The sequence below is a fragment of the Candidatus Omnitrophota bacterium genome (genome assembly GCA_030688425.1).
Lineage (GTDB): Bacteria > Omnitrophota > Gorgyraeia > Zapsychrales > JANLHA01 > JAUYIB01.
The window spans coordinates 199,245-218,688 of the sequence record JAUYIB010000012.1 but is presented as its reverse complement, the minus strand read 5'-3'; the positions used below and the strand labels follow the sequence as shown (position 1 = coordinate 218,688).

The 19,444-nt window shown below is 56.5% G+C and carries 18 protein-coding genes; 17 read left to right on the top strand and 1 reads right to left on the bottom strand.

Annotated features, from left to right (window positions below; translation table 11 throughout):
• Window positions 1-6 precede the first annotated feature (6 nt).
• The 12 genes from Q8Q08_02080 (at window position 7) to Q8Q08_02025 (ending at window position 11,460) form a co-directional block, all read left to right on the top strand.
• Window positions 7-780, top strand: coding sequence for an ABC transporter ATP-binding protein (locus tag Q8Q08_02080; protein MDP2652798.1), 774 nt, complete (start codon window positions 7-9; stop codon window positions 778-780).
• 78 nt (window positions 781-858) lie between these two features.
• The gene (locus Q8Q08_02075; protein ID MDP2652797.1) at window positions 859-1,584 is read left to right on the top strand and encodes an MlaD family protein; all 726 of its coding nucleotides are present in this window, start codon (window positions 859-861) and stop codon (window positions 1,582-1,584) included.
• Window positions 1,585-1,928: 344 nt separating this feature from the next.
• Complete coding sequence (locus Q8Q08_02070; GenBank protein MDP2652796.1) at window positions 1,929-2,588, top strand: hypothetical protein; 660 nt, start codon at window positions 1,929-1,931, stop codon at window positions 2,586-2,588.
• A gap of 188 nt (window positions 2,589-2,776) precedes the next feature.
• The gene (locus tag Q8Q08_02065; GenBank protein ID MDP2652795.1) at window positions 2,777-3,454 is read left to right on the top strand and encodes a cytochrome c biogenesis protein CcdA; all 678 of its coding nucleotides are present in this window, start codon (window positions 2,777-2,779) and stop codon (window positions 3,452-3,454) included.
• Between the two features lie 302 nt (window positions 3,455-3,756).
• A complete protein-coding gene (locus tag Q8Q08_02060; protein MDP2652794.1) occupies window positions 3,757-4,023 on the top strand; it encodes a hypothetical protein in 267 nt (88 codons plus the stop codon).
• A 228-nt stretch (window positions 4,024-4,251) separates the two neighbouring features.
• On the top strand, window positions 4,252-5,541 hold the full coding sequence (locus Q8Q08_02055) for an endonuclease Q family protein (GenBank protein ID MDP2652793.1): 1,290 nt from the start codon (window positions 4,252-4,254) through the stop codon (window positions 5,539-5,541).
• Between the two features lie 230 nt (window positions 5,542-5,771).
• A complete protein-coding gene (locus Q8Q08_02050; protein MDP2652792.1) occupies window positions 5,772-6,254 on the top strand; it encodes a hypothetical protein in 483 nt (160 codons plus the stop codon).
• Window positions 6,255-6,302: 48 nt separating this feature from the next.
• Window positions 6,303-6,617, top strand: a complete 315-nt coding sequence (locus tag Q8Q08_02045; GenBank protein MDP2652791.1) for a TfoX/Sxy family protein — start codon at window positions 6,303-6,305, stop codon at window positions 6,615-6,617.
• A gap of 41 nt (window positions 6,618-6,658) precedes the next feature.
• Entirely contained in the window at window positions 6,659-7,621 is a 963-nt protein-coding gene (locus Q8Q08_02040) for a hypothetical protein (GenBank protein ID MDP2652790.1), read from the top strand.
• Window positions 7,622-7,635: 14 nt separating this feature from the next.
• On the top strand, window positions 7,636-9,165 hold the full coding sequence (locus Q8Q08_02035; protein ID MDP2652789.1) for an ATP-dependent helicase: 1,530 nt from the start codon (window positions 7,636-7,638) through the stop codon (window positions 9,163-9,165).
• A 185-nt stretch (window positions 9,166-9,350) separates the two neighbouring features.
• Complete coding sequence (locus tag Q8Q08_02030) at window positions 9,351-10,424, top strand: SPFH domain-containing protein (GenBank protein ID MDP2652788.1); 1,074 nt, start codon at window positions 9,351-9,353, stop codon at window positions 10,422-10,424.
• A gap of 4 nt (window positions 10,425-10,428) precedes the next feature.
• Window positions 10,429-11,460: an SPFH domain-containing protein gene (locus tag Q8Q08_02025; protein ID MDP2652787.1), complete on the top strand. Its 1,032-nt coding sequence runs from the start codon at window positions 10,429-10,431 to the stop codon at window positions 11,458-11,460.
• 31 nt (window positions 11,461-11,491) lie between these two features.
• Here the strand turns inward: Q8Q08_02025 and metF are convergent, their stop codons facing one another.
• Window positions 11,492-12,394, bottom strand: coding sequence for a methylenetetrahydrofolate reductase [NAD(P)H] (gene metF / locus Q8Q08_02020; protein MDP2652786.1), 903 nt, complete (start codon window positions 12,392-12,394; stop codon window positions 11,492-11,494).
• Window positions 12,395-12,513: 119 nt separating this feature from the next.
• Between metF and Q8Q08_02015 the strand changes: the two genes are divergently transcribed.
• From Q8Q08_02015 to Q8Q08_01995, 5 genes are all read left to right on the top strand, one after another.
• A complete protein-coding gene (locus Q8Q08_02015; GenBank protein ID MDP2652785.1) occupies window positions 12,514-14,265 on the top strand; it encodes a carbamoyltransferase C-terminal domain-containing protein in 1,752 nt (583 codons plus the stop codon).
• Complete coding sequence (locus Q8Q08_02010) at window positions 14,262-15,338, top strand: NAD-dependent epimerase/dehydratase family protein (GenBank protein MDP2652784.1); 1,077 nt, start codon at window positions 14,262-14,264, stop codon at window positions 15,336-15,338. The genes Q8Q08_02015 and Q8Q08_02010 overlap by 4 nt, the downstream gene beginning before the upstream one ends.
• On the top strand, window positions 15,335-16,738 hold the full coding sequence (locus Q8Q08_02005) for a glycosyltransferase (GenBank protein MDP2652783.1): 1,404 nt from the start codon (window positions 15,335-15,337) through the stop codon (window positions 16,736-16,738). Before Q8Q08_02010 ends, Q8Q08_02005 begins: the two co-directional genes overlap by 4 nt.
• Before the next feature lie 313 nt (window positions 16,739-17,051).
• Window positions 17,052-18,236 carry a hypothetical protein gene (locus tag Q8Q08_02000; GenBank protein ID MDP2652782.1) on the top strand — a complete coding sequence of 395 codons (1,185 nt, stop codon included), beginning with the start codon at window positions 17,052-17,054 and terminating at the stop codon, window positions 18,234-18,236.
• Window positions 18,233-19,393 (top strand): hypothetical protein, encoded by a 1,161-nt coding sequence (locus Q8Q08_01995; protein MDP2652781.1) that lies wholly within the window; start codon window positions 18,233-18,235, stop codon window positions 19,391-19,393. Before Q8Q08_02000 ends, Q8Q08_01995 begins: the two co-directional genes overlap by 4 nt.
• Window positions 19,394-19,444: the final 51 nt, after the last annotated feature.

Here is a 19,444-nt window from a genome sequence, read left to right as displayed (position 1 = left end):
TAAATTATGTCTGACCAAAAAATCGCCATTACGGTCCAGAACTTGTCCAAGTCCTTTGACGGCCGGCCGGTCCTGAAAAATATCTCTCTCGATGTTTACAAGGGGGAAATCTTTGTCATCATGGGCGGGTCGGGTTGCGGCAAGAGCACCCTGCTGCGGCACATGATCGGCGCCATCAAGCCCGATTCCGGAAAGATTTTTTTTGAAGACAAGGACATGACGGACCAGTCTGAAGAAGAGATGGAGCAGATCAAACGGCTGTTCGGCATGTGCTTCCAGAACGCGGCCCTGCTGGATTATTTGACGGTTGAGGAAAACGTGGCCCTGCCCCTGCAGGAGCATACCAAGCTGGACCCCAAAATCATCAGCATGATCGTCCAGATGAAGCTGAACCTGGTGGGGCTGCATGGGTACGAGAACCTGATGCCGAGCATGTTGTCCGGCGGGATGAAGAAGCGCGTGGCCCTGGCGCGGGCGATCTCCATGGATCCGGACGTGGTGTTTTACGATGAGCCTACCGCGGGGCTGGACCCGGTCGTGTGCGCGGTCGTGGACCGGCTCATTCTGGATTTGAGCAAGAAACTGCTTCTGACCTCGATCGTGGTCACGCACAACATGGAAAGCGTTTTTCGCATCGCCGACCGCGTGGCGATGCTGTATAACGGGAGCGTTTTGCAGATCGGGACGCCGGAGGAAATCAAAAATTCCAGTGACCCGATCGTTCAGCAGTTTATTCACGGCAACCTGGAAGGCCCGATCCAGTTCGCGGACCGGGACTGATTCCTCACGCATCAGGCGGGGAGTTGATGGCGACTTCTCTGGCGGCGGTTTTTCGAAAAGATTGAAGGGAGAATCCACATGAAATTGACCAATGAAATGAAAATCGGAGTCCTGGTGGCCGTGGTGGCCGTGCTCTTGGCTTTCCTCACATGGAAGGCCGGCAACTTTAAGGTCATGGTGGGAGGGTATGCCATCAAGGTCAGGTTTCAGAACATCGAAGGCGTCGAGACCAATGCCCCGGTCCGGTTGAACGGGCTTGAGGTGGGACGGGTCCAGGAGATCGATATTCTTTATGAAGCCGTGCCCAAAGTCGAGGTGACCCTTTGGATCCAGGGCGACGTCCAGGTCCCCAAAGGCGTCAAGGCCTATGTTAAGAACATGGGTTTCATGGGCGAAAAATACATCGGGCTTTACGCCGAGAACGTGGACGGCGGTTATCTGTCGCAGGGTGAGACCATTTCCGGCCATGAGCCGGCCAGCTTGGAGGAGATGATGCAGGACGGCCAGGAGATCGCCGAGAACATGAGGGAAATTTCCAAGGAAATCCGTTTGCGGCTCCAGGCGAACAGCCAGACCATTGATGAAATCCTCGCCAATATGCGTATTACGATGAACAACGCGGCTTCGATTTCCGGGAACCTAAACGAGCGGCTGGCGGCCAACAAACATCTCGTGGACGACACCATCGTCCGGGTCAACTCCCTGAGCAGGAATTTCGAAGAGATGAGTTATGACCTCAAAATGAATCCCTGGAAACTGCTGTACCGCCCCAAGACAAAGGCCGTGCCGGCGCCGGCAAAATGATCCGCGTTCCCGCCGGGGAAGCGCATGAGTTTTTAGCCGTTCCCGTCGGTTTCTGTTTTATCTGTTTTATCAAGAGCCCCCAGAGACATTGTCAACCCCCCTGTCCGCCGCTGTCCTCCGCAGTTCCGCAAAGTTGACGAATCCGGTTATAATTTAACTTATTTAAAGGGCTATGTTTGCGGCAACCCGCGCGTGCCGGCGACGCCTGCTTTTCCGTCGGGAAAGCGTTTCCCGGCCGCTTTCGACCCCGTTCACTCCGACGGGGAAAGGCGTGCTATATTTGAATTAGACGCTTTGTGTGGGACAACGCACAAAACGCTGGAAGAAGAAAGGAGGGGAGTCAAATGGCGACCATCAAGACATTCATTATTGTTCCGTTTCTTGAAATGGTCATGAAGGTTGCAGATTTTATCCCCGCTTTGGTCAGCGTCGTGTTGATCCTTGTCCTCGGCCTCATCCTGGCCAAAGTGCTTCATGCCGTGATTCACCGCATCTGCAAGGAGATTCCTGTCGACAAGCTGTCGGACAAGATCGGCTTAACGGGTCTCCTTCGCAAAGGGGGTATTAAGCACGGGCTGGGTGAGTTGCTGGCCGGGTTTGTGTATCTTGTGGTCACGCTGAGCTTCCTTATTCTCGCCTTGGAAGCGATGGGCGTGACGGCCGGGCGCGGCCTGATCGTGCTGCTGATGGCCTATGTGCCGAGAGTTCTCTCGGGCGTCTTTGTTCTGGTCATCGGTCTGCTTATGACCAAGATCGTCTCTGTTGTGATCCATGCCGTCGCCAGCAACCTGGATCTGCCGAAACCAAAACTTCTGGAACGCGTGAGCCGCTGGGCTGTGTTGTTCACCACGGCCAAGATGGCTTTGGAAGAGATGGGCTTCGGGATCCTGTTTACCGGCACGGTGTTCCATATCTGGTTTGGCGGAGTCGTGTTGGCACTGGCCCTGGCCTTCGGCCTGGGCGGCCGCGACGCGGCTGCGCGTTATCTGGCCAAGAAAGAATAACGGCCGGATTCCTGCCGGAACATGCAAAGACAGCGCCTTCTCAGGCGCTGTCTTTTTTGGTCCGCCTTTGCGGCTTTTATAAATGAGGATTAAACGCCCGCTCCCCTCTTCCAGATAAGTCCTTTATTTTTTTAAAGAGTGATTATATAATGAGAGGCATATTTTCAGGCCAACATCGGAGGCGGCGGGTGGAACACCTTTCAGGCAATTTTCTCGATTATTTTGCGGTCTTCTGGGCAGGCGTGCTGGTCAGCTTTACCCCATGCGTCTACCCGGTCCTGCCTGTCACCGCCGGATTGATTGCCGGCGCCAATACCCAGGGCACCAAGCTGAGCGGTTTTTGGCTGTCCGTGGTTTATGTCCTGGGCCTGGCCGTGACCTATTGCGTTCTTGGAGTGGCGGCTGTGCTGACCCGCAAGGCCTTCGGTCAGTTCCAGCAGCACCCGCTGGTTTTTCTGGCGATCGGAAACACCCTGCTGGTCTTCGCCCTGGTTATGCTGGATGTCATCCAACTGCCCTTTCTCGGGTTCAATCTCCGTAACAAATCCAAGCCCCGCAGTCTATGGACCATCCTCCTGCTGGGAATGGCGGCCGGCCTGATCGTCGGCCCCTGCACGGCGCCCATCCTTGGGACGCTCCTGCTTTACGTGGCTTCCAAGGAGAATCTTTTGCACGCGGTCAGTCTCCTGTTCGTCTTCTCTTACGGGGTCGGGGCGTCGCTGATCCTGGTGGGGACCTTCAGCGGGGCCTTGAGCGTCCTGCCCAGATCGGGAATGTGGCTTAAGCGCGTTCAGCAGGTTTCGGCCCTGATCCTTCTGGCCGCCGCCGAATTCTTTATTATCAAAGCTGGCCTTGCCTGGCAATAATTCCACCCTAGACCATTATTTCTTCCAGCTTGACTTTGACAGGGGGGTTTTGTAGAATGTTCCCTTCAATTGCCCAGATGCTTCATGGGGGCGGATTTCTGTTGTTAAAAAATTATTCATAAGCGGGCTGAAGCTGCCTGACGTAAGCCCGTGCAACTGGTTTTGGTCACGCTCCAGTTCCGTGATGAAAACTTCGTCTAAAAGGGGGGAGATCAGGTCAATCGCACCAGGTTTTAGGTTCTCGATACAGTTTTAAAATTTCGCAGTTAATCCAAAGTATTTCAACGGACAAGGAGAATTAAATGAAAAAGCTTACAATGTGGATTTTCGTGTTATTGGCCGTGGCTGCCTGCGCGCAGGTCATGGTGAAGGGCGTTGTGGCTGAAGAGATGGCCGCCGACGTGGTTGAAGAAATGGCTGAGGATGCCGTGGTCAACATGGAAGATGGCCTGAACGCCGTCGAAGAGGGCATGGCGGAAGAGATGGGCGAAATGGAAGAAAATGCCGGCCCGATGATCGAAAGCATGGAAGATCATATCAAGTCCATGGAAGAACCGAAGGCCGAGTAATTCTTCGTGTTTTTCTCTGCAGGATACAGAAGGGGTTAGCCTCACGGCTAACCCCTTTTTTTTCACCAGGGCAACGGAAGAATCCGGAACCATCCCGGAATCCGGAGTTCCGTTCAACACGGGACATTTTCCCCTTGAGGAGCGGGGGGTCCTCTGATAAGATTCTTATATTCCCAAGAAGGAGCCCGCTCCCGGGGATAGTTGGGCATGGTTTGAAAGGAACCTTTGATGCGGTTTTACGCTGACGTCCATCTTCACTCCCATTATTCCCGCGCCACCAGTCCCCAGCTCAACCTGGAACACCTTGCCCTCTGGGCCCGGATGAAGGGTATCCAGGTCGTGGGAACCGGCGATTTCACCCATCCCAAATGGCTTAAAGAGCTTCAAGAAAAACTCGAGCCCGCCGAAGAAGGCCTTTTCAAACTCAAAGACAAGTATGACAAAGCCACCCGCAAGGAACTCCCGCCGTCCTGCGCCGGGACGGTGCGCTTTCTGTTGTCCTGCGAGATTTCCAATATCTACAAGCGTCTGGACAAGGTCCGCAAGGTCCACAACGTGATCTTTGCCCCGAGTTTTGCGGCCGCGGCAAAGATTCAGGCCAGGCTGGGCGATATCGGCAACATCTCGGCGGACGGCCGGCCCATCCTGGGGCTGGATTCGCGGGACCTCCTGGAGATCACGCTGGAATCTGATCCTTTGAGCTATCTCATCCCGGCTCACATCTGGACCCCGTGGTTCTCGGCGCTGGGATCCAAAGGCGGGTTCGACCGGATGGAAGACTGTTTCGCGGATTTGACCAAGCACATTTTCGCCGTTGAGACAGGCTTGTCGTCTGATCCACCGATGAACTGGCGCCTGAGCCAGCTGGATCCGTATGTGCTGGTGTCCAATTCCGACGCCCATTCTCCTCCCAAGCTCGGCCGGGAAGCCACGATCTACGACACCGAAATGTCCTATCCGGCCATTTACAAAGCGCTGTCGGACCCGCAGGACAAGGGGCTGGCCGGCACCATTGAATTTTTTCCGGAAGAGGGGAAATACCATTACGACGGCCACCGCGCCTGTGACACGCGGCTTCATCCGCGGGACACGATCAAGAACAAAGGGCTTTGTCCCAAATGCGGCAAGCCGGTGACGGTCGGCGTCATGGCCAGGGTCGAAGAACTGGCCGACTACCCGGAAGGCCGCAAGTCCAAACGCTGGCGCCCGTTTTATAACCTGATCCCTTTGCCGGAAATCATCGCTGAGGCCAGGGGCGTGGGGCCCAACTCGTTGAATGTTCACAAGCTTTACATCGAGGTCCTGTCCAAGCTGGGCAACGAACTGTATATATTGAGAGAAGCGTCTTTGGGGGACATTCAGCGCGCGGCCGGAGGGCTTGTGGCCGAAGGCGTCAGGCGTGTCCGCGAGAGCAAAGTCCATATCGCCGCAGGTTATGACGGCGAATACGGCGAGATTGACATTTTTTCGGACGAAGAGCGTGAGCAGGCGGAAAACCAGTTGATGTTATTTCAATGAGCCCCAAACTTACGGAAGTCCCGCTGCCCCTTGCGCGATAGCGGGGTAAGAAGCGGGACGAACGTAAGTTTGCTGGGCGAACCCGTTCGACTCCGCTCAGGGTGGTTTGGCTCAGAAGGGCCAAACCATTGACCCTCAGTCCTGATTTGCGTTAGCAAATCAGGAGGGGTCATCAAGCTTATCGGTAAGGACAACAAGGTTAATTCCTGCGTAATAAGAAGGAGGGTTGGATGAATAAATGGTCAATGGGCGTCATGGGGTTAGCCGTCATTCTGATGCTGAAGGGGTTTTTGGACCTGACGCTATCATACGTCTTCCTCGCGAATTATGACCCGCCCCCGTTTCCCCTGATGGTCATCTATCTCCTTTTCTTCCTGAGCGTCCTGCTGATCCTTTCCGGAACGGCCCTGGTGCAGTTCAAAAGCTGGGGGCGCGTGCTGGCGATGTATCTGGTCCCCATGTACGCGGCATTTAAGATTTATTTCATCAAGGCCTACGCCCCGGTCTTTCATGATCTCTTGCAAGGGAGCGGGCAGGAATTTCTGGCCATGTATTTCGATGAAAGGGCCTGGGCGCTGAATTTTGTGTTCATCCCGATCGGGGTCCTGATGGCTGCGGCGATTGTACTTTTTCTGAGCAGGGGAGAGGTCGCCAGCAGTTTGAAGGGCGAGATCCACAGCATCGGTAAAGATGTTTTACAGTCCCGTCCCTGAGTCATTTTCCCGGGTGGAGGACGATCAAAAACGGAAAGAGCCGGATTCGTGCCCGATCATTCTTTTCGCGACTTTGTGCTGGACCAGCTTTCCGGGCTGGACGTGGATTGCCGGAGGATGTTCGGCGGGGAGGGGCTGTATTTGAGGGGAAGGTTTTTCGGGATTATTTTCAAAGAAGCCCTTTATTTCAAGACCGATGAAAAATCCCGGCCGGATTATGTGAAGATGGGCTCCTCGGCGTTCAAGCCCAACGCCAGGCAGACATTGAAAACCTATTACGAAGTCCCGGTGGATGTCATCGAAGACCGGCCCCGGCTTTTGGAGTGGGCCGGGAAGGCCGCCGCGGTTGCCAAACAGCCGTGAGCACAATTTTCCTGTCATGACTTTCCGAAGGAGCGAGGCCCATGCCCGGGTTTCCCGATCCGCCCAAAGCGTTTAATCTCAACCGCGCCCTTTTGATCGGGCTTTTTTTGATGATCGCGGCCGGGGCGATGCTGCCCGGGGGGATCGTGTCGCAGTTTTCGAAACCCCGCAATCTGCTTCCTCGCGAAAAGATCACTGATCACCTGCATATCTATTCAGACCTCTCCTCCCGGGATCTCGATTTTTATTCCATTTTTTTTGAGGAATTTACCCTCTATTTCAAGCTGAAATTTTTTCAGTTTGAGCAGGACAAGCCGCTGGACATGTATTTGTTCGGCACCCAGGGAAAATATGAATTTTATAACAACCGCGCCGGCGGGCCCAGGACGCCGTTCGGTTATTACCGCGGCCCGGAAGCCAATCTGATTGTCGTGAGCCTGGAGAGCGGTTTGGGGACGGCCACTCACGAGCTTGTCCATCATTTTATCGTTAAGGGTTTTACCCGCCAGCCGTGCCCGGTCTGGGTGGCCGAGGGGCTGGCCATGTTCTTCGAGAAATTCATGGGCTACATCGACGATGAGGGCCGGCTGTTCATCAGCGTCGGATATTTCAGCAACTGGCGGTTTCCCCAGGCCAAGGCGGCCGTCGAGAAACTGACCCTGGATGACCTGCTGAACAACCGGCACATCGCGGCCGAACGGTCGTTCATGCTGTTCCTTTACAAAAAAGGATATCTGCAGACGTTCATCAATCTCCTGCGCGAGCAGGACAATGATCCTCTCGGCCTGGAAACCCTCATCCAGGTTTACGGAAAAGACAAAGCCCGGATCGAGCAGGAATGGAAGGAGTGGGTGCGGGCCCAGCCGATCGATGCGAACGTGAACCTGGTGGAAAGGGCGTTCATCCTCGACCAAAAGGGATGGGACGCATGGCAGGAAGAAAATAAAGGCCGGCTGGACTGGGACGAGCGGGAAGATATTTTTGTGGTCAGGCCGAAGGAGTAACGGACGGTGACAGTGTGAATACAATTTTGGAGGGACTCAACCCTTCCCAGCGCAAAGCCGTTGAACACGAAGGAGGACACCTCCTGATCGTCGCCGGTCCGGGCACGGGGAAGACCCATACCCTGGCCTGCCGGATCGCCCGGCTGGCGCCGTCCCTGGCCAAAGATCAAAAGGTCCTCGCGATCACGTTCACCAATAAAGCCGCTGAAGAACTTCGCCAGCGGCTTTTGTCCGTTCCGGGCGCGGCCGGGAAAGTCGTGGCCGGCACGTTTCACAGCTTTTGCCTGCAGGTCCTCCGCGAGTTCATCGGCTATACAGACCTGCCCAAGGATTTCCGCGTGGCGTCCCTTGAGGAGATTGAGGAATGGGCCAAGGAGATCTGGCCGGATAAAAAGCCGCGGGAGCGCCGGGAGGCCCTGGAGATCGTCTCGGCCTGGAAATCTTCGATCGGCCCGGGCGACCCTCCGGAAGAGGTGAAAGCTTACAGCCGGAAACTGCGCAGTCTGTCGGTCCTGGATTTCGACGACCTTCTTCTGGAAGCGCTGTATCTCCTGCAGACCAGCTATGACGCGGCCCGGGACATTCAGGGCGCTTACCGCCATGTTTTTGTCGACGAGTATCAGGACATCAACGCCGTCCAGCACGCCCTGCTGAAACAGCTTGTCCGCAACGAAGTGCTGCTCACGGCGATCGGTGATCCCAACCAGGCCATTTACGGTTTCCGCGGATCGGACGTGCGGTTCTTTAAGACCTTTGCGGCGGATTTCCCGGCCGCGGCCGTGCTGTCCCTGAGCGAAAATTACCGCTCGGCGCAGAATCTTCTGTCGGCCTCCAGCCAGGTGATCGCCAAAGCCCGTTTTCAAAACGTGCCGGAACAGATCGCGAAGATCCTCGAACAGGGCCGGTTGACCATCCACGATTCGGCCACGGACAAGGCCGAGGCGGAATTCATCGTGCATCAGATCGAGAAAATGGTCGGGGGCACGAGTATGTTCTCGAAAGATTCCGGCCGCGTTGCCGACGAGGGCCGCGCGCAGAGGAGTTTCGGCGATATCGCCGTCCTCTACCGCCTGAACAGCCAGGCGCGGGAGCTGAAGCTCGCGTTTGAGCGCAGCGGGATCCCGTTCCGCGTGTCCGGCGAGGAGCGGGACGAAGACAGGGATGATGTCTGCCCGCCGCGGAGCAGGGAAGCGGCCTTTGAGGCGGAGAAGGTGTCCCTGATGAGCCTGCACGCGTCCAAAGGATTGGAATTTCCGGCGGTTTTTATCGCGGGCTGCGAGGAAACGCTCCTGCCCCTGAATCTGGAGCGCATGACAGGAGATCCGGACGAGGAGCGGCGGCTTTTTTACGTCGGGATGACCCGGGCCAAGGAACAGCTTTTCCTTCTGAGGGCCCGACGGCGGCGTCTTTACGGGAAAATGCGCGAGAACGCGGCTTCGCCGTTTTTGTCCGACATCGCCGAAGCCCTGAAAGAATATGAGAAGGCGGCCGGGGCCCGGAAACGTCCGAAAAAGGGCGAAGGGCAGATGACGCTTTTCGGATAATCCCTGGTCTCATTCCTTGCGGCAGGGTGATGCGCGAACGGGGGTCCCGATTTTAGTGGAATTCGGAAAGTATCGTGATAGGATAGTTTCTGATCGCGAAAGCGGCGCAGAATTCTTTCGGCCGGGCCTGAGGATGAGAACCGGTTTGGATATCGGATCTAACATGTTTTTTCCAGGAGGTGTATATGGTTATGCGTTGGGACAAATTTAAGAACGCGGACATCGTCAAGTCGCCCCGGATGCCGGACCTCGGCGGGCTGCTGATCCCGATCGTGATCTTTATGGCCGTCTGGTTCATCGCGAACAACTGTCTGGTTTATATCCGTCCGAACCAGTACGGCATCAAACAGGTCAATGTCGGGTTCAAGAAAGGGATCCAGAAGGAGGTTTACGGCACGGGACTGCATTTCATCATGCCTCTGGGTTTTGAGGTCATGCACCGTTTTCCCAGGAACATTCAAGTTTTTGAGCTGACCAATTTTCCTGGCACGGCGGCCCGGGGCGCGCGTATTGAAAAAGCGGCGCACATCCAGACCTCCGACGGTTTTTTTGTGGACGTGGACGTGAGCATTCCCTACCATATTGTCGATCCCTACGCGGTGATCACCACCCTGGGGCCCGGGAAGCTGTATGAAGACAACGGCATCGTGCCGCGCACCGAGGCCAAGCTGAAGGAGGCCCTCGGCGAGATGACGACCGAAGAGTTTTACAACAGCCCCATCCGCGTGGCGAAAGCCAAAAAGGCCAAGCAGTTGTTGAACGAGGAGCTGCGAACCAAGGGGATCGAGGTCGTAGAGATCCTGATCCGGTATTTCAAATACAGCGATGAGATCCAGAAAAATATCGAGGAGAAGAAACTGAAGGACCAGCTCGTGTTCACCAACCAGGCCAAGGCCAAGGCCTCGGGAGAAGAGGCCCTGGTGCGCAAGGTCCGGGAGGAAGGCGAGGCCAAGATCAAGGTCAAGCTGGAGGAGGGCAAGGCCTATGTGGTCAAACGCAATGCCGAGAAAGACCTTTACGTGAGAAGCAAACGGGCCGAGGGTGATCTTCTTGTGAAGCTGTCCGAGGCCAAGAAGACAGAATTGATCAACCAGGCCTATCAGAGGCAGGGATCGGAAAAATATGTCGGGCTCAAGATGGCGGATATTTACAAGGGGCTGGACCTGATCGTCCTGTCATCCACCGGGGAGAACGGCCTTAACCCGCTGGACCTGGAGAGCTCTTTAAGAATGTTCGGCATTGCCAACACGGAGGAATAAGACGATGGGACCAAAACCTTCTTCGATTTTCAAGCTTGCTCCATTCCTGATTGTCCTTCTGGTCGTCGGCTTCTTTCCCCATTCGGCGAAATCCACGGAAGTCGGCGTGCGGGTCATCAAGTGGTCGCCCATCGGCAAGAGGGGGCTCGACAAGGAATATTACGCCCCGGGCGCCACGTATTTTTTCCCGCTGTTCATCAATGAGTGGTACACCTTTGACACCCGCCTGCACAACATCGAGATGACGGCCGGGCGTTTCGGCAACCGCAAGGAGCGGGATGACCTGCTGTTCAAGACGATCGACGGGAACGACATCAGCCTGGATGTGGTGATCTCCTACCGCATTGATCCCAAGATGGCGCCCCAAATTCTCGAGCGCGCGGCCGTGAGTAACTATGAACTGGAAGAAAAAGTTATCCGCACCGTGACCCGCAGCGTCACGCGGGATATCTTCGGCGAGTTGAAGACGGAAGATTTTTACGTGGCCAACAAGAGAACCGAGAAAGCGGACCTGGTCAAGGAGGCGCTCAATAAAACGCTCAATCCCTACGGAGTGATCGTTGAGAGCGTCCTGCCGCGCGATTACCGTTTCAATCCGGCCTACCAGAAGGCGATCGAGGAGAAAAAGATCGCCGACCAGATGACCGAGCGTTTCAAGTCCGAGGCCAAGGCCACGGTCGAGGAATATAACCAGCGGGTCCAGCAGGCCCAGGGCGAGGTCAACAAGCTGGTGGCCGAGGCGGACGGCGAGTTCCAGAAGGCCAAGATCTCCGTGGATGCGTATTATGAGCAGCAGGCCATGATCGCCCAGGCCATCGAGAAGGAAGGCCAGGCCGAATCCCAGGGGATCGAGAAAATGGTCGAGGCGTTGAACAGCCAGGGCGGCAAGACCATGGTGAAGATCAAGATGGCCGAGGCCTTGCAGGGCAAACGGATCCTTCTTCTGCCGTTCGGGCAGGCCGGCGGGATTGATCTGAAAACCACCGACGTGAATGACCTTTTGAAGGTTTACGGGGTCAAGAGTCTATCGCAATAGCCGGGGTGTTCCGGCGGCGGGGCAGGGGAAATCAGCGCCGGACTTGCTTGAGGATCTCGTCCACGGGATGGACTCTGTTGAGGGAGTAAAAATGCAGGCCCGGCGCGCCGCCGTCCAGAAGTTCCCGGCACTGGCGGACCGCGAACCGGATGCCTTCTTCGAGGATCTTGTCCTTGTCGTCCTGGATCGGTTCAAAAATTTTCTTCACTTCGTCCGTGATGTCCGTTCCGCAGTTTCCGCAAAAACGCACCAGCCCGTGGTAATCGGTGACGGGGAGGATGCCGGGGATGACCCGGGCCGTGACCCCGATCCTCCGCAGCCGTTTCACATAATCGAAATAGTCCTGGTTGTTAAAAAAAAGCTGGGTGATCACAAAATCCGCCCCGCTGTCGATTTTCATTTTCAAATACCGGGCGTCCTGCTCACGGTCCCGGCAGAGGACGTGCCCTTCCGGAAAGCCCGCCACACCGATCCCGAAATGGCCGCTGAAATGATCGCGGATGAACTTGACCAGTTCGGAGCTGTACCGGAAATTGTGCTCGCCGGGCGTCCAGCCGGGGTTGTCTTTCGGCGGATCGCCCCGCAGGGCGAGGACGTTGCGGAGCCCCCGGTCTTTGATGCCGGTGAGGATCCCGAGGAGCTCTTCGCGCGTGTGGCACACACAGGTCAGGTGCGCGACCGCGAGGCATCCGTGTTTGTCCTGGATGTGCTGGGCGATATCGAACGTTTTGTCCCGGCTGCCGCCCCCGGCCCCGTAGGTGCAGGAGATGAAATCCGGTCTGAGCTTGCAGAGTTCGGAGATGGTCCCGTGAAGTTTCTGCAGGCCCTCTTCGGTTTTGGGAGGAAATATCTCGATGGAAAACGTGCGGGGCTGTCCGGCAAAAAGGTCCGGCGCCCGCGCGGCCATGTATTTTTGATTGAATGGATCGTTCATAACGGGTGCATTATATCATGAGAGTTTTCTCCCGGCTATGGACAAGACGAGAAAATCTGTTTTACGGCCGGCGATTTTATATTACAATAAAGTCCTTTCCATAACTCCAAAGGGACCTAATGACGCGTAAGCCCATGTATATCCTCGGGATCAGCAGTTACTCCCACGAATCTTCCTGCGCCCTGATCAAAGACGGCCAAATCCGCGTCATGCTCGAAGAGGAGCGCTTCAACCGGGAAAAGCACACCTGGAAATATCCCCGGAACGCCATCGAGCAGTGCCTTTTGATGGAGGGGATCTCCATCCGCGAGATTGACCACTTCACGTTTTTCTGGGTCCCGATGCGGGAGATTTGGGGGAACATGGACCATGTGGCCCGTTTTTTTCCGGCCAGCCTGCGTCTTCTGACCGCCACCTCCGGCGGCGACGAGCTCTCGTTCAAAGAGCGGGTCCTGGCGATGCACAACATCGGGCGCGAACTCCAGCGGCACTTCGGCCTGGAACGTCCTCCCAAAGTCCGCTTCGTCGAACACCACCTTTGCCACGCCGCCAGCGCGTTTTTTGTCTCGCCTTACGAAGAGGCCGCGATCCTGACGCTCGACGGCCGAGGGGAATCCACCAGCACCATGATGTCCGTGGGGCAGGGGACAAAGATCGAAAAACTCAAAGAGATCAAGGTCCCCCATTCCCTGGGGCACTTTTACGCCGCGATCACCGATCATCTGGGCTTCCGGCCGTTCCATGACGAATGGAAGGTGATGGGGATGTCGGCTTACGGCAAAGACACGTATGTCCGGGATTTTGAGGACATGATCCGCTTCACGGATGACGGCGGGTATCGCCTGAATCTCCGGTATTTTCAGTTCCACACGCACGGGCAACGAAAATGGATGAGCGATGCCTTCCTGCGCAAGTTCGGTCCGAAACGCGCTGAGAAAGCCGAATATGAACAGAGGCATTTCGACATCGCTTTCGCCCTGCAGGCGGTCATTGAAAAGACGGGGGTTTCTCTCGCCCGGCACCTGCGGGCGATCACGGGATTGCCGAATCTCTGCATGACCGGCGGGGTCGTGCTGAATTGCCTGATGAACAAGCGGGTGGTGGAGCAATCGGGTTTTGAAAATTATTTTTTTCAGCCGGTGGCCAACGATGCCGGGACGTCCCTGGGCAGCGCGCTTTACCAGTATCATCATGTCCTCGGGAACCCGCGGGCCTTTGAATTCGAGTCGGTCTACTGGGGGGTTGGGTTTGAAAATAAGGACATCGAGCCGGCCCTGCAGGCGAAGGGCCTGCGGTACCGCAAGAGCGACAATATCGCCCGAGACACGGCGCGTCAGATCGCCGACGGCAAGATCGTCGGATGGTTCCAGGGCCGCATGGAATCGGGGCCTCGGGCGCTGGGCAACCGCAGCATCACCGTGAGCCCCCTGGATGCCGGCATGAAGGACCGTCTCAACGAGCGCGTCAAGAAACGCGAATTTTTCCGCCCGTTCGCCCCGTCCGTTCTTGAGGAGAAGGCCGGGGAATATTTTGTGATGCCGAAAGGCCAGTCTTCGCCGTACATGATCCTGATCGGCGACGTCCGGGAGGACAAGAAGTCCGTCATTCCGGCCGTGACCCACGCCGACGGCACGGCCAGGGTGCACACCGTCAGCAAGGGCAGCAACCCGCGGTATTGGGAATTGATCACGGAGTTTGAAAAGATCACCGGCGTCCCCGTGCTGGTGAACACGTCGTTTAACGAAAATGAACCCATTGTCTGCACGCCCGAGCACGCCGTCAATTGTTTCCTGCGGACGGATTTTGACGCGCTGGCCATCGGGGATTATCTCGTATTAAAAGAAGAACAGCCGCGCCGGGAGGCCCCGTGAACATCGCCCTGATCACCGGTTCGGCGGGGCTGGTTGGATCCCAGGCCGCAGAATTCTTCCTGGAAAAGGGATTCCGCGTCGAGGGGGTGGACAACGACATGCGCCGGACGTTTTTCGGCGATGAGGCCTCCACGATGGGAAACCGGGAACGTCTCCAGCGCCTGCCGTCTTACGCGCACCATGACATCGACATCCGTGATTCCGCCGCCCTGGAAAAAATCTTTCAGGAATTCCGGCAGGACATCATGCTGATTATTCATGCCGCAGGCCAGCCATCACACGATTGGGCCGGCCGCGACCCTGAGACCGATTTTCATGTCAACGCCGTCGGCACGTTGAATCTTCTGGAGTTGACGCGGCGCCACTGCCCGCAGGCGGTGTTCATCTTTTTAAGCACGAACAAGGTGTATGGAGACCGGGTGAACGAGCTCCCCTTGACCGAGCAGGCCACCCGCTGGGAAGTGGATCCCCGGCATCCCTGCCACAACGGCGTTGCCGAGACCATGGGCATCGACCAGTCGATGCATTCGTTTTTCGGCGCTTCCAAAACAGCGGCTGATATCCTGGTCCAGGAGTACGGACGGTATCTCGTCATGAAGACCGTGTGTTTCCGGGCCGGCTGCGTGACCGGGCCGTATCAGTCCGGCGCCGAACTGCACGGCTTCCTCGCCTATTTGATCAAATGCTGTGTCCTGGGCCGGCCCTATACGATATTTGGATATAAGGGGAAACAGGTGCGCGATAATATCCATAGCCATGATCTGGTGAGCGCGTTTTTTCACTTTTATAACAACCCGCGCCCCGGAGAGGTCTACAATATCGGAGGAGGCCGGAAGAACAACTGTTCCCTCCGTGAAGCGATCGAACTCGCGGAAAAGGTGACCGGACGGAAACTGAAAACCGATTATAACGAGCAGAACAGGCCCGGCGATCATATGTGGTATGTGAGCGACCTGAGAAAATTCAAGGACCATTATCCCGAATGGGAGCAGACGTTTGACCTGCAGAAAATGGTTCGGGACATTTACCTCCAGAGCAAGGACCGCTGGGAGGAGAAAGGGCGGACAGGATGACCACCCGGGAGATCCGAGACCATTACGACCGTCTGGCGGAGCGGAGGGGGGCCTTCCTTCGGAAGAACAGGTATTATTATTCCCTGCTTTTCAAACAGTACCGGTTTTTCATCCCGCCGGGGAAGAAGGTCCTGGAGGTCGGTTGCGGCACCGGGGAGCTCCTGAACGCCGTCGCCCCCTCGCTGGGCATAGGGATCGATCTCAGCCCGGAGATGACTGCCATCGCCGCCCGGCAGTTCCCGGGCATGAAATTTTACGCCGGGACGATCGATGATTATCCGGGGCAGGAGCGATTCGATTACATCATCTTGTCCGGGCTGGTCGGTGAAGTGGACGATATCCAGCAGTTGTTGGCGGGGCTCCGGAAATTTTGCCATCCCCGCACGCGGATCATCATCGAATATTACAGCGCCCTCTGGCAGTCCATTTTTCGGTTCGCGGAAAAATTCGGGTTCAAGCTTCCCCAGAAACTCCAGAATTGGGTCACTCACGGAGATATCAGAAATTTCTTGGCCCTGAGCGGTTATGAAGCGGTCAAGATTGAGCGGAGCATTCTCTTTCCCATCCAGATTTGGGGCCTGAGCTGGCTCCTCAATAAATATGTTGCCAAGCTTCCCTGGCTCAACGCCCTCACGCTGGACCATTTTGTCATCGCCCGCCCGCTGGGGGAACATCCGGGTGATTTTTCGGCCACCATCCTTGTCCCGTGCCGCAACGAAAAGGGAAACATCGAGCACGCAGTGACGCGCACCCCGGAGTTCGGCTCGCGCCAGGAATTCATTTTTGTCGAGGGTGGGTCGAAAGACGGGACCTATGAAGAGGTCGAGCGCGTGATGAAGAAATATCCGCAGAAGGACATCAAGCTGTTCAAGCAGACGGGCAAGGGCAAGGGTGACGCGGTGCGCCTGGGGTTCAGCAAGGCCTCGGGAGACATCCTGATGATCCTGGACGCGGACCTCACGGTCCCGCCGGAAGACCTCCCCAAATTTTACGAGGCCATCCGCCGCAACCGCGGCGAGTTCATCAACGGCAGCCGGCTGGTGTATCCGATGGAAAAGCAGGCCATGCGGTTTTTGAATCTTATCGCCAATAAATTTTTCGGGGTCTTTTTTTCCTGGCTCCTGGGCCAGCGTTTCAAGGACACGCTCTGCGGGACCAAGGTCCTGTTCAAAAAGGACTACGAAGAACTGGTGGCCAACCGCGCCTATTTCGGCGATTTCGATCCTTTCGGCGATTTCGACCTGATCTTCGGGGCGGTCAAACTGAACCTCAAGATCATCGAATTGCCCATCCGTTACCGGGACCGCCAGTACGGCACGACCCAGATCCAGCGTTTCCGCCACGGCCTGCTATTGCTGCGGATGTGCCTGTTCGCGATGCAGAAAATTAAATTCATTTAATAACGGAACGACGTGAGCGTAAGCTTTTTGCGCGAACCCATTCATTCCATTTAAGGTGGTTTGGCCCAGAGGGGCCAAACCATTGATCCCGCGGTCCCCGCCATCGGCGGGGTTGCGGGATGAGTGCCCGGCAGTCCCTAACGCTACGAAGGCCGGGGCTGTATCCCGTGCTCAAACAGCGATCCCGCTTTTCTCTGATTAAAAATCATGGTAAAGCGGTCTCGAACTGCGTGCGGGACACAGCCCCGGCCCTCGCATCGCAGGTGAAGTGAAAGGTTGAATCGCCGCTAATTTCCAATCTTGTACCGTAACCATGCCCCATTCCCCAAAATTTCTTTCCACCGTCATTTTTTTCATCCTGTTCACCGCCGGCCTCATTCTGGCCGCCCATCGCCCCCTTTGGAACGACGAGCTTTACACGGTTGTTTCCAGTGTCCATAGTTTGAGTTACGGCAAAATTTTTGCGGGGCAGGTGGATGAGGGCAACAATTGTCCGCTGTTTTATCTCATGCAGAAAGCCCTGGCCGGCCTCGCCGGCTATCAGGTCCCGGCAGCATGGCTGCAGGGGCAATGGGATGTTCGGGATTTCCCGTCCCAGATTCTTTTGCGTTTGGTCCCTGATCTCTTCATGTCTCTGGCCTTGACCGTGATTTTTTATTTTTTTGCCCTGCGTTTTTCGGTTGTCACCGCGTTCCTGTCCCTGTTTCTGGGGCTGACGAACCAGATGGTCTGGTGGTATTGGGTGGAAGCGCGGCCCTACGCGCTCTGGGTCTTTCTGACCGCCGCCCAAGCCGTGGTATTCCTCGAGATCATTTTGCGTTCCGGCGAGAAGCGGCCTGTTTCGGGGCTTTGGCGGCTCCTGGCCGGAGTTCATCTGTTATTATCATTGACGGTCGTTTTCGGCGCGGTCCAGGCCGCTGTCGCCTGCGCCCTGCTTTGGGCGTGGGGACACCGGAGATGGACAGATTATTCTCTGCTTTTGGCGCTTCCGGTCCTGATCACGGCCGGTTATTATTCCCAGGCCCCGCGGTATCCGCTCTGGTTTCATCAGACGCCGGAGCAGCTGATTCGGGACAGCATCTCGCGGGACCGTTTTTATATTTTTTACCTTTACCTGGCGGCGCTGGCGGTTTTCGGTCTTCAGAGGATGACGGGCCGGTTGGGATTTTTTCGCGGCGACGCGCTGTTGAAAGCCGTTCCGTTCGCCGCGCTGACGGCGGGGATGCTTCTGTCGGCGGCGGCGGTCCTGGCTCTTCTTTTGGGGAAGGCCTCGGAAAGTCACGCCGGGTTCCCGGTGTCCAACCGGTATTTCATCTATCTCGCGCCCGTCGGCGTCATCGCCGCGACACTGGCGATCCACAGCGTCTGGCAATCTCTGGACGGGAAGATCTGGGCGCGCCTGATTTTTCTGTCCGGGACGGGGTATCTGTTGGCCCACCGGTTGTGGAAGGTGATCCCGTCCATCGCGGGCCATTATCCGGGGGTTTTTTCGCCATGAACAAGCGGTTGTCACTTTATACGGCCGCTGTCCTGACGGTCCTGTTCTTCGGAGCGGGACTTGTCCTGGCCAAGCACAGGCCGGTGTGGAACGACGAGATCTATTCGTCCATGCGGTCGCACAACATCTCGTTCCTCGACATCCTGCGCGGAGACCGGCAGCAGGAGGGGAACAATTCGCCGTTATTTTATGTGGCCCAGAAGACCCTGATGCTCATCGCGCAATACACTCCGCCGCGGGAGTGGGCATCTGGGGACAACTGGTCGTACCGTCACCCGCCGTCGCAGATCGTCCTGCGGTTTATCCCGCTGGCCTGCATGGCGTTGATGATGGGGATATTGTTTTATTATTTCTCGCGCCGTTTTTCGGCCTGGGCCGGTGGATACGCCCTGGCTGTGGCTCTGAGTTCGTTCATGGTCTGGGCGTACTGGGCCGAAGGCCGGCCGTACGCGCAGCTGATGCTGTTGACGACGGTCCAGTCGCTATTGTTGATCGATCTTGCGGGGAAAGCATCATCCTCGTCCGCTCGCCGCTGGCTGTCCGTCTGCCATTGGCTGCTCGCCTTGAGTTCGTCGTTGTCCATGATCCAGATCACGGCCGCCGCGGTCGTTTATCATGTTTCCGGAAAACGGGCCTGGAAGGACCACCTGGGGATGACGCTGGCCCCACTGATGATCTGCGGGTTTTATTACGCCACCTCGCCCAAATATCCTTTCTGGTTCGCGGATTCACCGGTCCAGCTTATCAGCGCGTGCGTGCCGAAAGACCGTGTCTTGCTTTTATTTTTGCTGGGGGCCTTTGTTGCGTTACGTTTTTTCCGGGGGCAGGGAAAGACGGAAGATGTGAAGGTGGGGATGAGGTATCTGTTTTTCCTCGGGATGGTTTTTGCCGGATACGTCGCGGTGATTGTCATGCTGCTTCTCAAAGAAAAAGAAGGCACGGAGGGTTTCCAGGTGTCGAACCGGTACTTTATCGCGCTGGCCCCGCTGGGGATTGTGGCCACGACGCAACTCTCCGCGCTATGCGTGCGCCTCCTGCGTGGCCGGCCGTTGCTGCAGAAAGGGGCGATCCTGGGCCTGGCGGTTTTATTGGCTTTCCGTTCCTGGAAAACGTTTGAGCACGTGCAGTCGCTTTACCGGGGGATTTTTTCGCCTTAGTGCCCCCTCCCACTATTTTGTGGGTATTAAGAAAAGGGGCACGTATGCCGC

Coding starts and splice junctions, on each gene's coding strand:
- Q8Q08_02005 (MDP2652783.1), top strand. CDS start 15,335: ATGACCACCCGGGAGATCCGAGACCATTACGACCGTCTGGCGGAGCGG.
- Q8Q08_02080 (MDP2652798.1), top strand. CDS start 7: ATGTCTGACCAAAAAATCGCCATTACGGTCCAGAACTTGTCCAAGTCC.
- Q8Q08_02075 (MDP2652797.1), top strand. CDS start 859: ATGAAATTGACCAATGAAATGAAAATCGGAGTCCTGGTGGCCGTGGTG.
- Q8Q08_02070 (MDP2652796.1), top strand. CDS start 1,929: ATGGCGACCATCAAGACATTCATTATTGTTCCGTTTCTTGAAATGGTC.
- Q8Q08_02050 (MDP2652792.1), top strand. CDS start 5,772: ATGAATAAATGGTCAATGGGCGTCATGGGGTTAGCCGTCATTCTGATG.
- Q8Q08_02000 (MDP2652782.1), top strand. CDS start 17,052: ATGCCCCATTCCCCAAAATTTCTTTCCACCGTCATTTTTTTCATCCTG.
- Q8Q08_02030 (MDP2652788.1), top strand. CDS start 9,351: ATGGTTATGCGTTGGGACAAATTTAAGAACGCGGACATCGTCAAGTCG.
- Q8Q08_01995 (MDP2652781.1), top strand. CDS start 18,233: ATGAACAAGCGGTTGTCACTTTATACGGCCGCTGTCCTGACGGTCCTG.
- Q8Q08_02015 (MDP2652785.1), top strand. CDS start 12,514: ATGACGCGTAAGCCCATGTATATCCTCGGGATCAGCAGTTACTCCCAC.
- Q8Q08_02025 (MDP2652787.1), top strand. CDS start 10,429: ATGGGACCAAAACCTTCTTCGATTTTCAAGCTTGCTCCATTCCTGATT.
- metF (MDP2652786.1), bottom strand. CDS start 12,394: ATGAACGATCCATTCAATCAAAAATACATGGCCGCGCGGGCGCCGGAC.
- Q8Q08_02060 (MDP2652794.1), top strand. CDS start 3,757: ATGAAAAAGCTTACAATGTGGATTTTCGTGTTATTGGCCGTGGCTGCC.
- Q8Q08_02040 (MDP2652790.1), top strand. CDS start 6,659: ATGCCCGGGTTTCCCGATCCGCCCAAAGCGTTTAATCTCAACCGCGCC.
- Q8Q08_02055 (MDP2652793.1), top strand. CDS start 4,252: ATGCGGTTTTACGCTGACGTCCATCTTCACTCCCATTATTCCCGCGCC.